Source organism: Amycolatopsis ruanii (genome assembly GCF_003385175.1).
Lineage (GTDB): Bacteria > Actinomycetota > Actinomycetes > Mycobacteriales > Pseudonocardiaceae > Amycolatopsis_E > Amycolatopsis_E thermalba.
In genome coordinates, this window is sequence record NZ_PQHY01000004.1 from 16073 (window position 1) to 28934 (window position 12862).

At 72.9% G+C, this 12862-nt stretch carries 14 protein-coding genes; 5 read left to right on the top strand and 9 right to left on the bottom strand.

Annotated features, from left to right (window positions below; translation table 11 throughout):
• Nucleotides 1–4 precede the first annotated feature (4 nt).
• A complete protein-coding gene (locus tag D0D28_RS02965) occupies nt 5–2218 on the bottom strand; it encodes a serine/threonine-protein kinase (RefSeq protein WP_205413176.1) in 2214 nt (737 codons plus the stop codon).
• Nucleotides 2219–2392: 174 nt separating this feature from the next.
• On the opposite strand from D0D28_RS02965, the gene D0D28_RS02970 reads away from it, so the two are divergent.
• Entirely contained in the window at nt 2393–3514 is a 1122-nt protein-coding gene (locus tag D0D28_RS02970; RefSeq protein WP_116109633.1) for an extracellular catalytic domain type 1 short-chain-length polyhydroxyalkanoate depolymerase, read from the top strand.
• A 23-nt stretch (nt 3515–3537) separates the two neighbouring features.
• Nucleotides 3538–4332: an IclR family transcriptional regulator gene (locus D0D28_RS02975; protein ID WP_094002796.1), complete on the top strand. Its 795-nt coding sequence runs from the start codon at nt 3538–3540 to the stop codon at nt 4330–4332.
• On the opposite strand, the gene D0D28_RS02980 is transcribed toward D0D28_RS02975, so the two are convergent.
• The 3 genes from D0D28_RS02980 to D0D28_RS02990 are packed head-to-tail and all read right to left on the bottom strand — an operon-like array spanning nt 4298 to nt 7818.
• Nucleotides 4298–5245: a hydroxymethylglutaryl-CoA lyase gene (locus tag D0D28_RS02980; protein ID WP_116109634.1), complete on the bottom strand. Its 948-nt coding sequence runs from the start codon at nt 5243–5245 to the stop codon at nt 4298–4300. The two genes, D0D28_RS02975 and D0D28_RS02980, sit on opposite strands and share 35 nt — an antisense overlap.
• A complete protein-coding gene (locus tag D0D28_RS02985) occupies nt 5238–6443 on the bottom strand; it encodes a CaiB/BaiF CoA transferase family protein (RefSeq protein ID WP_094002794.1) in 1206 nt (401 codons plus the stop codon). Before D0D28_RS02985 ends, D0D28_RS02980 begins: the two co-directional genes overlap by 8 nt.
• 16 nt (nt 6444–6459) lie before the next feature.
• Nucleotides 6460–7818, bottom strand: a complete 1359-nt coding sequence (locus tag D0D28_RS02990) for a GntP family permease (protein WP_116109635.1) — start codon at nt 7816–7818, stop codon at nt 6460–6462.
• Nucleotides 7819–7973: 155 nt separating this feature from the next.
• Here D0D28_RS02990 and D0D28_RS02995 point away from each other — a divergent pair, with 155 nt between their 5' ends.
• Nucleotides 7974–8453: a DUF2975 domain-containing protein gene (locus tag D0D28_RS02995; protein ID WP_116109636.1), complete on the top strand. Its 480-nt coding sequence runs from the start codon at nt 7974–7976 to the stop codon at nt 8451–8453.
• Complete coding sequence (locus D0D28_RS03000; protein WP_094002791.1) at nt 8453–8707, top strand: helix-turn-helix domain-containing protein; 255 nt, start codon at nt 8453–8455, stop codon at nt 8705–8707. The genes D0D28_RS02995 and D0D28_RS03000 overlap by 1 nt, the downstream gene beginning before the upstream one ends.
• Before the next feature lie 12 nt (nt 8708–8719).
• Here the strand turns inward: D0D28_RS03000 and D0D28_RS03005 are convergent, their stop codons facing one another.
• From D0D28_RS03005 to D0D28_RS03025, 5 genes are all read right to left on the bottom strand, one after another.
• Nucleotides 8720–9937 (bottom strand): MFS transporter, encoded by a 1218-nt coding sequence (locus D0D28_RS03005; protein WP_116109637.1) that lies wholly within the window; start codon nt 9935–9937, stop codon nt 8720–8722.
• 123 nt (nt 9938–10060) lie between these two features.
• On the bottom strand, nt 10061–10726 hold the full coding sequence (locus tag D0D28_RS03010) for a DUF899 domain-containing protein (protein WP_094002863.1): 666 nt from the start codon (nt 10724–10726) through the stop codon (nt 10061–10063).
• A 28-nt stretch (nt 10727–10754) separates the two neighbouring features.
• On the bottom strand, nt 10755–11090 hold the full coding sequence (locus D0D28_RS03015) for an ArsR/SmtB family transcription factor (RefSeq protein WP_094002789.1): 336 nt from the start codon (nt 11088–11090) through the stop codon (nt 10755–10757).
• Entirely contained in the window at nt 11080–11511 is a 432-nt protein-coding gene (locus D0D28_RS03020) for an SRPBCC domain-containing protein (RefSeq protein ID WP_116109638.1), read from the bottom strand. Before D0D28_RS03020 ends, D0D28_RS03015 begins: the two co-directional genes overlap by 11 nt.
• A gap of 109 nt (nt 11512–11620) precedes the next feature.
• Entirely contained in the window at nt 11621–11989 is a 369-nt protein-coding gene (locus tag D0D28_RS03025; RefSeq protein WP_094002862.1) for a DUF5997 family protein, read from the bottom strand.
• A gap of 45 nt (nt 11990–12034) precedes the next feature.
• Here D0D28_RS03025 and D0D28_RS03030 point away from each other — a divergent pair, with 45 nt between their 5' ends.
• Nucleotides 12035–12757 carry a LysR substrate-binding domain-containing protein gene (locus D0D28_RS03030; protein WP_240323069.1) on the top strand — a complete coding sequence of 241 codons (723 nt, stop codon included), beginning with the start codon at nt 12035–12037 and terminating at the stop codon, nt 12755–12757.
• Nucleotides 12758–12862: the final 105 nt, after the last annotated feature.

A 12862-nucleotide genomic window follows, 5' to 3' on the forward strand; every position in this document is an offset into this window, starting at 1 on the left:
CGGCTCAGTGCGGCCGGGTGAGGTCCCCGGCGCGGAAGGTCTTCACCGTGCGGCTGACCGGCCCGTCGAGCGCGTCCTTGGCCGCGCGCGGGTAGACCCACCGCAGCGTGGCCGTCGAGCCGGGGCCGACGAAACCGCGTTCGTAGAAGATGCGGCCGTCGCCGCGGTAGCCGGAGATCGTGTACAGCTCGCCTTCCACGCGCTGGGCCGTGACCTGCCCGCCTTCGGCGCGGATGTCCTCCGCCGCCCCGGCCAGGACGTCCGCGGTGGAGTGGCCGGCGGTGTTGTTGGCTCCCCACACGGTCATCGTCGCCCCGAGGCTCGGGTCGGTGAACTCCATGCCGTCGCCACCGGGCGGCGTGTAGGGCTGCCGCTGGTAGCCCTCGGGCACCAGCGCGGTGAACCCGAAGCGGGCGTTGGTGTAGGTGCCGTCGTCCGCGGCCGGGAAGGACGACGGGACACCGGCGCCGCGGCCGAGCATCGCGAGCAGCTCCGGCCGCAGCAGGTCCGTGATCTCCGCGTACGGGAGCGTGATCGTCTCCTGGCCGGCGGCGGTGGTACAGCCGAGTTCGGAGTACAGCACCAGGAAATCCACGCCGGCATGCGTGAACACGAGGTCCGCGGCCGGTACGTGGTCGCCGACGGCGGGCGTGTCCGCGGTGTCGATCGACGCGGGCGCACCCGGCCCGCTGACGCTGACCCGGCGGCAGAACCCCTGCGCCGAGCGCGCCACCAGCCGTTCGGTCAGCGTGGCCATGCCCTGCGCGGTCAGCACGTCCTCGCGGAAGACGTCCCGCGGTCCGAGGACCCGCCCGGTGGCCAGGTCGACGGTGACGCTCTCCGGGAACCGCCAGCTGGTGTGGGACAGGAAATCCGAGTCGAGCGCGTGGTCGTAGCGCACGGACAGCAGCCGGTCGGTGCGCAGGGCGACGACCGCGGTGGTCCGCACGCCCACGGTTTCGCCGCGGCTGAGGAAGTCGGGCAGGATGTCCGGGCGGGACAGTCCCTCCCGCAGCGAGCGCAGGCGTTCGTCGGCCGGCGACCGCAGCGCGGCGTTGATCCGCTCCTGCACGGCGGCGTCGGGGTGCCCGGTCACCCGCGGGTACTGCAGGTCGTAGGTGATCGGCAGCGCGGGGTCGGTGCCGGCCGTGGTCTCGATGTCCACGCTCAGGGCGGCCTGCCGCGGCGGATCGTCGAACTGCTGGTAGACCAGGAATCCGCCGACGGCGAGCACCGCGGTCACCAGAACACCGATGACCACCTTGCCGATGGTCGTGGCCGCGATCCCCGCTCCGGCCGGCGCGGCGGCCGTCAGCGGGGCGGCCGCGGTTCCGGCGGTCGCGAGCAGCGCGAGCGGGGTGAGGGCCGTCAGGGCGGCGACGGGTGCGGCGAGCCGCTTCCACCCGCGGCTTTCCCAGTCCGGGCCGTAGGCGACGCGCGCGGTGGCTTCGAGTTCGGCCACGAACGCGTCGGCGGTGACCGGGCGCTGCCGGGGGTCCTTGGCCATGCCGCGCGCGATGAGCGCCCGCAGCGGCTCGGGCACCGCCACCGTCGGCACCGGCGCGGACTGGTGCAGCGCGCGCAACCGCTCGGTGGTGTCCGCCTCGAACGGCCGGTGCCCGGTGACGCACTGGAAGAACACGCAGGTGGCGGCGTAGACGTCGGTGGCGGGCAGTCCCGGCAGCCCCGCCCACTGTTCCGGGGCCATATAGGAGGGCGACCCGGCGGCGAGCCCGGCCTGTCCGTCCAATGTGGCCAGTCCGAAGTCCACGAGCTTGGACTCCCCCGCCTGCGACACCAGGACGTTGCCCGGCTTGTAGTCGCGGTGCACGACGCCGACGGCGTGCGCGGCCGCCAGCCCCAGCAGGGAGCCCTTGAGGATGGCCAAAGCCGATTCGGGCGCCAGGGTCTTCTCGGCGGCCAGCAGCACGCGCAGCGAGACCCCGGGAACGGCCTCCATGACCAGCGCGGCGCCCTCCGGGCGTTCGACGAACTCGTGCAGCCGCGCGACGTGCGGGCTGCGCACGCCGTGCAGCAGATGGGCCTCGCGGCGGAACCCGTCCAGGATTCCCGGGTCGGCCAGGAACTCCGCGTGCAGGTACTTGATCGCGACGAGCTGCCCGGAGGTCTCGTGCTTGGCCAGGACGACGTGGCCGAAGCCGCCGGTGCCGAGCACCTCCAGCTCGGTGTAGCCGGGCACCCGCCACCGATGGTCCATGATCCGGTATCAGAGCACGAACGAACCGGTCGCGCCACCGAAACCGCGGTATTCGCGGTGGTGACGGGCACCATGACCGGCTCGCCGATTGTGTTGCCCGGCAACGCGGTCCCGCGACGGCGTGGTTCTTACCATCAGCGGCACCGGAACCGACCTCGACGTGGAGGTGTGCCGATGCGCCGCGCGCTGACCGCCCTGCTGACGCTCGTCCTGGCCTTGCTGGGCCTCGCACCGCCGGCGCAGGCCGCCGGGCCGGCGGAGGTGACCGGCTTCGGCTCGAACCCGGGCAACCTGCGCATGTTCCGCTACGCCCCCGACGGGCTGCCCGCCGGCCGCCCGGTCGTCGTGGCGCTGCACGGCTGCACCCAGAACGCGGCCGGCTACGCCACCGGCACCGGCTGGATGAAACTGGCCGACCAGTGGCGGATCTCGGTGGTGTTCCCGCAGCAGAGTTCCGCCAACAACGCCAGCAGCTGCTTCAACTGGTTCGAACCGGCCGACACCCGCCGCGGCTCGGGTGAGGCGTTGTCGATCAAGCAGATGGTCGACCGCACGAAGGCCGACCTCGGTGCCTCGTCGGCCTACGTCACCGGGCTGTCCGCCGGGGGCGCGATGACCGCGGTCATGCTCGCCACCTACCCGGACGTGTTCGCCGGCGGCGGTATCGTCGCCGGGCTGCCGTACGGGTGCGCGACCTCCGCCGTCACCGCGTTCAGCTGCATGAACCCGGGGACCGACCAGGCCCCGGCGCAGTGGGGCGACAAGGTGCGCGCCGCGGCCGACCACTCCGGCACGCACCCGCGGGTGTCGATCTGGCACGGCACCGCCGACACGACCGTCGCCCCGCGCAACGCCACCGAACTCGTCGAGCAGTGGACCAACCTGGCGGGCACCGACCAGACGCCGGAGGTGAGCGACACGGTCGCGGGCTATCCGCACCGGATCTACGGCGGCGCGGTCGAGTACTTCCAGATCACCGGGATGGGCCACGGTCAGCCGATCGACCCGGGCACGCAGGCCACGCAGTGCGGCACCGCCGGCGCCTACCTCCTCGACGTGAACCTCTGCTCGGCCTACCACCTGGGCCGTTTCTGGGGCATCGCCGACGACACCGGCGCCCCACCGGCCGGCCACACCGACACCGCGGTCGGCACCGCCACCGACCACTACGTCGCCGGGCGGGTGGACGTCACCGGGTACAACGCGCTCGGCGCCCGCTACGGCTACACCGCGCCGATCACCCTGTACCTGTGCGGCACGAACTGGACCGACCGGCCCGATTGCACGCCGGTCTGATGCTGGTGCCGTATTTTCGGCGTATGGGCACCGCGGACGAGCGCAGGGCGGACGGCGAGGGCGGTCCGCGTCCGCTGCTCGTGCTGGGCAAGATCGTCGACATCCTGGACGCGTTCACCCTGCACCAGCCCTCGCTCACGCTGCGGGAGCTGCAGCAGAAGACGGGGCTGCCGCAGTCGACGGTGCAGCGGCTGGTGACGAACCTGGTCGCGCACGGTTTCCTCGACCGCGCCGGGGACGGGTTCCGGCTCGGGGTGCGGATGGCCTACTGGGGCGCGGCGGCGGGCAAGGACCTCGACGTGCTGTCGGTGGTGAACCCGGTGCTGAAGGACCTGCGCGACGCGACCGGCGAGACGGCGTGCTTCTTCCGCGCGGAGGGGCACCACCGGGTGTGCATCGCGGTCGCGCAGACGCGGCACGCGCTGCGGCGGGAGATGTCGGTCGGCAAGATCGCGCCGATCACGGTCGGGTCGCCGGGGCGCGTGCTGCTGGCGTGGTCGCCGGGGCTGGCCGAGGAGGTGCTGCGGGAGGACCTGCCCCAGCTGACCGAGAGCACGGTGACCGACCGGGACGAGCTGCGGCGCCTGATCAAGCAGACCGCGGCCGACGGCTACGCGATCACGGTCGGCGAGCGCGTGGACGGCGCCTCGGGCCTGGCCGCGCCGGTGTTCGACTCGGCGGCCGACCTGGTCGGCGCGCTGGTGGTGAGCGGCCCGACGATGCGCATGCCGTACGAGAAGTGCCTGGACTGGGTGGACGTGCTGGTCGAACACGCGGAACGGATCACCCGCGCGCTGGGCGGCCGCCACCCGGGCTGAGCCGCTCGCCGATCGCCCACGGGAACGCCGTCGCGCTCGTGCGGGCCCCCTGCGCGGCCCGCGACCGGTTCGGCTCCCCCAGCTCGTCCAGCAGATCGCCGGACAACCGCACGATCCGCGCGAACGACGACGGCGTGAGCCACGGCGGCCGCACCGCGAAGAGCAGGTCCTCAGTGGACGCGTTCCCACTGGCGCCGGGCGCGAAGGGGCACCCGCCGAGCCCGCCCAGCGCACCATCCACTTCGGACGCCCCGGCCGCGATGGCGGCCAGCGTGTTCGCCACCCCCAGGCCCCACGTGTCGTGCCCGTGGTAGACGATGCGGCGCGGCGGCGTCTCCGCCGCCACCCGGGCGACCAGGCTGGTCACCTGCGCGGGCACGGCCTGTCCCAGGGTGTCGCACAGCACGATGTCCCCGGCGCCCTGGGCCCGCGGGTCGCGCGCGATCGCCAGCACCCGATCCTCCGGCACCGCGCCGTCGAACGGGCAGGTGAACGACGTGGCGATGCACAGCTGGATACGGCCACCGGCGGCGGCCGCCGCCGACGCCGCACGGGGCATCGCCGCGAGACTGTCCTCAGTGGAGCGTCCGAGGTTGGCGCGGTTGTGCGCATCGGATGCGGACAGGCAGTACTGGAAGTTCACCGCACCGGCCTCCCCGGCGCGTTCGACGTGCCGCGGCGTGGCGACCCACACCCAGCAGCGCGCCAGCTCTCCGGGTTCCAGCAACCGGATCACGTCGAGCGTGTCGGCCAGCGGCGGCACCAGGTCCGGGCGCGCCATCGAACCGATCTCGATGCTGGGCACCCCGGCGGCCAGCAGCTCCCGGATCACCGCGACCTTGCGTGCGGTCGGCAGCGGTTTCCCGGTCAGCTGCAGGCCGTCCCGCAACGTCACGTCCCGCAGATCAGTCATTCCCGGCCTCCTTCCGGCCCAGCAGGCGCAGGATCTCCGCGGTGTGCTCGCCGAGCTCCGGCCCCGGGGTGCGCAGCGGCAGCGACTCGGTGCCGATCACCGGCACGACCCCGGGGAACCCGATCGGCACCTCCTCCCCCGTGCCCGGGTCGACGGGCAGCGGCTGGATCATCGCCCGGGCGCGGTACTGCTCGTCGGCGCAGATGTCGGCGGCCGTGTAGATCGGGCCGGCCGGCACCCCGGCCTCGTCGAGGACCTTCAGCACCTCGTCCCGGTCGCGGCCGCGGGTCCACTCCCCGATCGCCTCGTCCAGCTCGTCGCGCCGCGCCCAGCGGCCCGCGTTGTCCGCCAGCCCAGGGTCGCCGGCGAGGTCGGGGCGGCCGATGGCGAGCATGCAACGGCGGAAGATCGAGTCGCCGTTGCCCGCGATCACCACGCTGGTGCCGTCGCCGCACTCGTAGGCGTTGCTGGGCGCGATGCCCTCCATCCGCCCGCCCACGCGCTGCCGCTCGACCCCGTAGGCGAGGTGGTCCGGCACGAGCGACTCCATCATCGAGAACACCGCCTCGTGCAGCGCGACGTCGACCACCCGCTCACGCAGCGGCCGCCGTTTCGGCAGCACGGCGCGCTCGTACAGCTCGACCATCACCCCGAACGCGGCGTACAGCCCGGCGATCGAGTCCCCGATGGACACCCCGACCCGCGACGGCGGCCGGTCGGCCTCCCCCACCAGGTTGCGCAGTCCGCCCATCGCCTCGGCCACCGCGGCGAACCCGGGCCGGCCGGCCAGCGGCCCGGTCTGGCCGAACGCCGAGATGCGCGCGAGCACGACGTCCGGGTTGGCCCGTTCCAGCTCGGCCGGTCCCAGGCCCCACTTCTCCAGCGTGCCGGGGCGGAAGTTCTCGATCACCACGTCGCACCGGCGCACGAGGCCGAGCACGATGTCCCGCCCCGCCGCGGTCCGCAGGTCGACCGCGATGGACTTCTTGTTGCGGTTGACGGTGTGGAACAGCATGGACACCGTGCCCGCGTAGAGCCGCCAGCCGCGCAGCTCGTCGCCGCGGCCGGGCCGCTCGACCTTGATCACCTCGGCGCCCAGGTCGGCCAGCAGCCGCGCGGCGGTCGGCCCGGCGATGTAGTTGCCCAGCTCCAGGACGCGGATCCCGCGCAGCGGCAGGTGTGCGTGTTCGGTGTCCATCGGAACCTTTCCGTGTCTAGAGGACGAGGTTGAGGGCCAGGATCGGGCCCAGCGCCACCACGGAGGCGACCGAGACGCCGACCGAGACGGTCTTCAGCGCGCCGCGCGTCGTCTGCCCGAGCAGCGATTGCAGCAGCCAGAACGTGTTGCTGGTCAGGTGGACCATGAACAGCGATCCGGCGCCCGCGGCCAGCGCGATGAGGACCGGGTCCAGCCCGAGGGACGGGGCGATCGGGGCGAGCAGGCCGGCCGAGGTGATCGCGGAGATCGTCACCGACCCGACCGCGATGTGCAGGACCGCGGCCATCAGCCACACGAGCAGCAGCGGGGCCCAGGTGTTGGCGGAGAAGTACTTGCCGAGGATGTCGCCGAGCCCGGCCGCGGCCAGCACCGCGGCCAGGCATCCGCCGACGCCGTTGAGCAGCAGGATCTGCCCGCTGTCGCGCAGGCCCGAGCCGAGCGCGGACTCCACCGCGGGCTGGCCCATGTACCGCCGCCCGATCAGGCAGGTGCCGACCAGCCCGAGCAGCAGCGCCACCACCGGGCTGGACAGGAACGCCACGACCGGGTTCGACCACGCCAGCATCTCGGCCACCGCGCCGGTGGCGATCAGCACGAGCGCGCCGAGCAGCGGGCTGAACACCACCGGCAGGGCGGGCGGCTTGCGCAGGTCGAGCGCGGCCACGGTGCCCGGGCCGCCCCGCGGCGCTTCCGGTGCCACGGCTTCGTCGGCCATCTCGTCCTTGGCCGGGTCCCACCAGCCGCGGGCGAAGAGCACCGACATGATCGCGATCGCGATCGTCACCGTCGGGATGATCACGACGAGACCGAAGAGCAGGTACTTGCCCAGCGGCACGTGCAGCAGGCCGGCCAGGGCCAGCGCGCCGACGCCGGGAACGGTGAACACGATGCCGCACTCCAGCGCGATCGCCAGCGCCGTGGCCATGCGCGCGACCCCGCGCGGCCCGAGCCGCTTGCCGATGCCCCTGGCCAGCGGACCGGAGATCACCAGCAGCACGTCGAGGAAGATCGACTGCAGGACAGTGGCGATGGTCAGGGCCATCGCGTACGGGATCCGGCGCGGGCCGAACACCGTCAGCAGCTTGTCCACCAGGCGTTCGATGGCCCGCAGATCGCGCAGGATGGCGCCGATGAGCACGCCGAACGCGATGAGCAGGCCGATCTCGGCCATCACGTCACCGAAGCCGGTGGTGATCTCCTCCACGGTCTTGCCGACGCCGAGCCCGGTGGACAGCCCCAGGTAGCAGGAGCCGAGCACCAGCGCGATGACCGGGTTGAGCCGGAAGCGGACGATCAACACCACGATGGCCGCGACCGTGACCCCGGTGTTGATCAGTGTTGCCGTGTCTGACATGCGGTTGTCCCGTCGCTCGTGCCACGTTGCACTGTTCGCCACAATATGAACATGAACCCACCATGTGGGTCAATAGTGCGTGAGTGAGTAACCGACGTGCCACCAGTCGACAGAAACCAATTGATTTTCAATAGATATCGAGCGATACTCGGTGCATGTTCGCTGAACGCTGGGTCGTCCCCCTCCTCCGGATCCTCCTCGTGGCGCTGTTCGGGATCCTCGTGCTGCTCCAGGTGATGTCGCTGCCCGGGCAGTTCGCGCACATGGCGCGGGAGAACCCCGATCTCGCCCACCTCCGGTGGCCGGCCACCGCCGTCACGGTGTTCTGGGTGCTGTGCGTCCAGGTGGTGATCGTGGCGATGTGGCGGCTGCTGACGATGGTGCGGAAGGACCGCATCTTCAGCGCGGGGTCGATGCGGTGGGTCAACGTGATCGTCGGGGCGATCGCCGCCGGGTGGCTCGCGCTCGTGGCGGTGTTCCTGTACGTCGGCTTCCGCGCCGACGACCCCGGCCTCCCGCTGCTGCTGTTCCTGATGGTGGTCGGGGTCGCCGTGGCGGGCCTGCTGATGGTCGTGATGCGCGCGCTGCTGCGGCAGGCCACCACGCTGCGGACCGACATGGAAGCGGTGATCTGATGCCGATCGTCGTGCGCATCGACGTCCAGCTCGCCAAGCGCAAGATGAGCGTCGGCGAGTTCGCCGAGCGGGTCGGCATCACCCCGGCGAACGTCGCGGTGCTGAAGAACGGCCGCGCGAAGGCCGTGCGCTTCTCCACGCTGGAGGCCATGTGCCGGGTGCTCGGCTGCCAGCCGGGCGACCTGCTGGAGTGGGTCGCCGACGACGACGCCGACGCGGAGACCGCGGACCAGGCGGGCACCCTCAGCCCGTGACACCGCCGTCGATCATGCCGGGCTGGAGCGGGATCGCGCGCCCCCCGCCGCGATGGCCACCACACCGGCAGCCGCGGTGAGCCCGCCGCACACCATGACGGCCGAGGCGGAACTCCGGTCCACGACGAAACCACCGGCGAGGGCGCCGAGAGCGATCGTGGCCTGGAAGGACGCGGTGAACAGGACCGAGGCCGCTTCCGCCGCGCGGGGTGCCGCCAGGGCGAACCACGTGTGCGAGGCGACCGGAACGGCCCCGTACGCCAGGCCCCACGCGACCAGGAGCGCCACCGCGCCCGCGAGCGAGGTCCCGGCGAGCGGGAGCAGCGTGGTCGCGGCCGCCAGCAGCCCCGCGCTCACTCCGAAGACCACGCGTGGATACCGCGGGAGGCCGGCACCGGCGAGGAAGTTGCCGGCGATCCCGGCCGTGCCGTAGATCAGGAGCACGACCGTGATGGCCGCCGGGGACGCCTCCGTCACCTGCTCGAGGAACGGCCGCACGTAGGTGTAGGCGCCGAAGTGCGCCAGGACCACGAGGACCGTCACCAGCAGGGCCGCGCGGGTGCCCGGGCGGCCGAGCACGGCGGTCAGCACGCCCCGGCTGGTCGCCCGGAGCGGCGGCAGCGGGGGCAGGACCACGGCCAGTGCCGCGAGCACCGCGCCGGAGAGGACCGCCAGGACGACGAAGGCGGTGCGCCAGCCGGAGAGGTCGCCGAGGAAGGTTCCCGCCGGGACGCCCAGCACCGAACCGAGGGGCACCGCCGAGAAGATCACCGCGGTGGCCCGCGCCGCGGACCGGGGCGGGACGAGGCGTTCGGCGAGCCCGGACGCGATCGCCCAGAACCCGCCGATGGTGACCCCGACGAGGACCCGCGACACCAGCACGGCCCAGTAGCCGGGCGCGGCGGCCGCGACGACGTTCGCCACCGTCAGCACCGCGAGGAAGGCGCACAGCATCCGCCGGCGGTCCAGGCGCGCGGTCACGACGGTGATGACCGGGGCGGCGATCGCGGCCAGGATTCCCGGCATGGTCATCATCAGGCCGGTGGTGCCGTCCGAGACGGCGAACGCGGCGCCGATCGGCGTCAGCAGGCCGATCGGCAGGATCTCGGTGGTGACGATGACGAAGATTCCCATCGTCACCGACAGGACGGCGACGCGGCCCCGCCACGCCGGAAGCGGGTGAACGCCGGTGCCGCCGCGTCCGGCGTCGTGTGTGGTGGCTGCCGCCATGACTCCTCGCCCGGTTGGTGGTCGATCATCCGGGCACCAGTCCAGCAGCCGGGGCGCGGGCGGTCTGGCAGGTTTCCGACCCCACCGTCGGGAGCGCCGGCCGCTCCTGCCCGCGCGACCGGATCAGGCCGGGTAGTCGTCGTGCCAGTGCCACCACTCGTAGGGCGGCGTGCGCGGGTAGCCCTCGGGTGAGTCCTCCCAGGTCTCCTGCCGTCCGAGCGCGGTGATGTCGAGGTAGCTCCAGGTGCCGCCCATCGCCTCGTCGCCGCGGTTGTTGACGAAGTAGGTGCGGAACACGCGGTCGCCGTCGCGGATGAAGGCGTTGGTGCCGTGGTACTCGGCCACCCCGAAGTCGCTGTCGAAGTCGTCCAGGATGGTGTACCAGGGCATCGTCCAGCCCATCCGCGCCTTGACCCGCTCGATGTCCGGTTGCGGCGCGCGCGAGGCGAACACCAGCGTGGTGTCGCGGGCGTTGAGGTGGGCGGGGTGCGCGACCTGGTCGGCCACCATCGAGCAGCCGACGCACGCGTGGCCGGGCCAGCCGTGCACGCCGGGTTCGAGGAACGCCCGGTAGACGATCAGCTGGCGGCGGCCGTCGAACAGGCCGAGCAGGGTCGTGGGGCCGTCCGGCCCGTCGAACCGGTACTCCCGGTCCACCTCGGTCCACGGCATGCGGCGGCGCGCGGCGGCCATCGCGTCCTTGGCGCGGGTCAGCTCCTTTTCCTTCACCAGGAGCTCCCGCCACGCGGCCTCCCACTCCGGCCGCGAGACGATCGGGGGTGTCCTCATCGGATTCTCCACCTTCCACATCGGACGATCATGCGGTACCTCCCAGGTGATCGCGCAGTTTCCCCAGCCGGTCGTCCCAGTCGCGGGCCAGTGCGGCGAGGAACTGTTGCGCCACCTGCATCGGCGCCGGCCGGAGGTGGTAGCGGACGCGGCGCCGCTCCCCCGGCTCGGCGGTCACGAGACCGGCGTCGGCGAGCAGGGCCAGGTGCTTGGCGACGCCCTGCCGGGTGATCGGCAGCCGGCCGGCGAGGTCGGTGGCCGTGGCCGGCCCCCGCGCGGCCAGCTCGGCGAGGATCGCCCGCCGCGTCGGATCGGCCAGCGCGGCGAAGACCTGCTCGGCGACGGCCTCGGCGTCACGCCGCATCGAGGTAGGCGGCCAGCTCGCCCAGTTCACGGGCCCAGCCTCGGTTGTTGCCGTCGAACGCTTCGCGGTGCGCGCCACCGGGCAGCTGGGCGAAGCCGGTCTCCACGACGGTCAGCCGCGTGCCGCGCCCGGCCGGTTCCAGGGTGAACTCGACGTAGGTCCGGCGCGGGTCGTCCTCGGGCAGGCCGTAGATCCGCCAGGTGAAGCCGAACACGCGCGGCTCCTCGACCCGCTCGATGCGCAGGTCCTGGCGGGACCCGTCGTCCCACTTCAGCTCCGCCGCGCCGCCCGGCCGCAGGTCGATCGACGCCTTCTGGCCGAACCACGTGCCCAGCCCCTCGGCGGTGGTCAGCGCGGCCCACACCGTCTCCGGCGGGTGGCCGAGCTCGACGACCCGCTCGATGCGATCCGGAAATGCCATGACGCCTCCTGTTGCAACTCGTTGGTTGCCACACTATGGCAACCGAACGGTTGCGTCAACGGGCGCGAAAAAAGCCGGCCTCCCGTATCGGGGAGACCGGCCGCGGCGCCTACTTCTGCTTCTTCAGCCGCGCTGCCTCCTTGCGCACCTCGGCCTGGGTGGCGCGCTCGTGCTGCAGCCACTCGGGGTTCTCGGCCTTCAGCGCGTCGATCTGCTCGGTGGTGAGCGGCTCGGTGATCCCGGCCCGGGCCAGCCCGCCGATGGACACGCCCAGCTTCGCCGCGACCACCGGCCGCGGGTGCGGGCCGTTGCGGCGCAGTTCGCGCAGCCACTCCGGCGGGTCGGCCTGCAGGGCGTTCAGCTCGTCGCGCGAGACGACACCCTCCTGGAACTCCGCGGGGGTGGCTTCCAGGTACACGCCCAGCTTCTTGGCCGCCGTCGCGGGCTTCATCGTCTGGGGAGTCTTCTGCGACGTCATGCGGTCCAGGGTAACGACCGCGGTCACGGCCGGTAACCTGGCGTGGTGACAGAGCCGACCTCCTTCACCCTCGGGTACGTCCCGGGGGTGACGCCCGGCAAGTGGGTGCGGATCTGGCAGGAGCGGACGCCGGACATCCCGCTGGACCTGGTGCAGGTCACCGCCGACGCGGCGGCGGACCGGGTGCGCGACCGGGCGGTGGACGCGGTGCTGCTGCGCCTGCCGACCGACCGGAGCGGCCTGCACGCCATCCCGCTCTACACCGAGACGACGGTCGTCGTCGTGCCGAAGGACCACCTGGTGGCCGCCGCGGACGACGTCACCGGCGAGGACCTGGCCGACGAGCTGGTGCTGCACCCGCTCGACGACACCCTCGGCTGGGAGCACCCGCCGGGCCGGCCCGCGCTGGAGCGCCCCGCGACGACGGCCGACGCGATCCAGCTCGTCGCGGCCGGCGTGGGTGTCCTGGTGGTGCCGCAGTCGCTCGCCCGGCTGCACCACCGGCGCGACCTGACGTACCGGCCGCTGACCGACGCCCCGCAGTCGCGCGTCGCGCTCTCCTGGCTCGAAGACGAGACGACCGACCTGATGGAGCAGTTCATCGGCATCGTGCGCGGCCGGACCGTCAACAGCACGCGCGGCCGGCCACCCATGCCGAAACAACCCAAGGCGAAGCGCCCCGCGGAGGAGCGCAAGCCCGCGCCGCGCCGGAACCAGCCGCGGGGCGCGGCGAAAGGCGGCCGGCGCGGCAAGCCCCGCCGCCGCTGACCCGCGGCGCGTCGACCCGCGCTGAGCGGACGCCGGAACGCCCGTCCCGGGGCGATCTGCCGCCGCGACCGAAGCCCGGCCGTGCGGTTCTCCCGCGTGCCGCAC

Coding starts and splice junctions, on each gene's coding strand:
- D0D28_RS02965 (WP_205413176.1), bottom strand. CDS start 2,218: ATGGACCATCGGTGGCGGGTGCCCGGCTACACCGAGCTGGAGGTGCTC.
- D0D28_RS02970 (WP_116109633.1), top strand. CDS start 2,393: ATGCGCCGCGCGCTGACCGCCCTGCTGACGCTCGTCCTGGCCTTGCTG.
- D0D28_RS02975 (WP_094002796.1), top strand. CDS start 3,538: ATGGGCACCGCGGACGAGCGCAGGGCGGACGGCGAGGGCGGTCCGCGT.
- D0D28_RS02980 (WP_116109634.1), bottom strand. CDS start 5,245: ATGACTGATCTGCGGGACGTGACGTTGCGGGACGGCCTGCAGCTGACC.
- D0D28_RS02985 (WP_094002794.1), bottom strand. CDS start 6,443: ATGGACACCGAACACGCACACCTGCCGCTGCGCGGGATCCGCGTCCTG.
- D0D28_RS02990 (WP_116109635.1), bottom strand. CDS start 7,818: ATGTCAGACACGGCAACACTGATCAACACCGGGGTCACGGTCGCGGCC.
- D0D28_RS02995 (WP_116109636.1), top strand. CDS start 7,974: ATGTTCGCTGAACGCTGGGTCGTCCCCCTCCTCCGGATCCTCCTCGTG.
- D0D28_RS03000 (WP_094002791.1), top strand. CDS start 8,453: ATGCCGATCGTCGTGCGCATCGACGTCCAGCTCGCCAAGCGCAAGATG.
- D0D28_RS03005 (WP_116109637.1), bottom strand. CDS start 9,937: ATGGCGGCAGCCACCACACACGACGCCGGACGCGGCGGCACCGGCGTT.
- D0D28_RS03010 (WP_094002863.1), bottom strand. CDS start 10,726: ATGAGGACACCCCCGATCGTCTCGCGGCCGGAGTGGGAGGCCGCGTGG.
- D0D28_RS03015 (WP_094002789.1), bottom strand. CDS start 11,090: ATGCGGCGTGACGCCGAGGCCGTCGCCGAGCAGGTCTTCGCCGCGCTG.
- D0D28_RS03020 (WP_116109638.1), bottom strand. CDS start 11,511: ATGGCATTTCCGGATCGCATCGAGCGGGTCGTCGAGCTCGGCCACCCG.
- D0D28_RS03025 (WP_094002862.1), bottom strand. CDS start 11,989: ATGACGTCGCAGAAGACTCCCCAGACGATGAAGCCCGCGACGGCGGCC.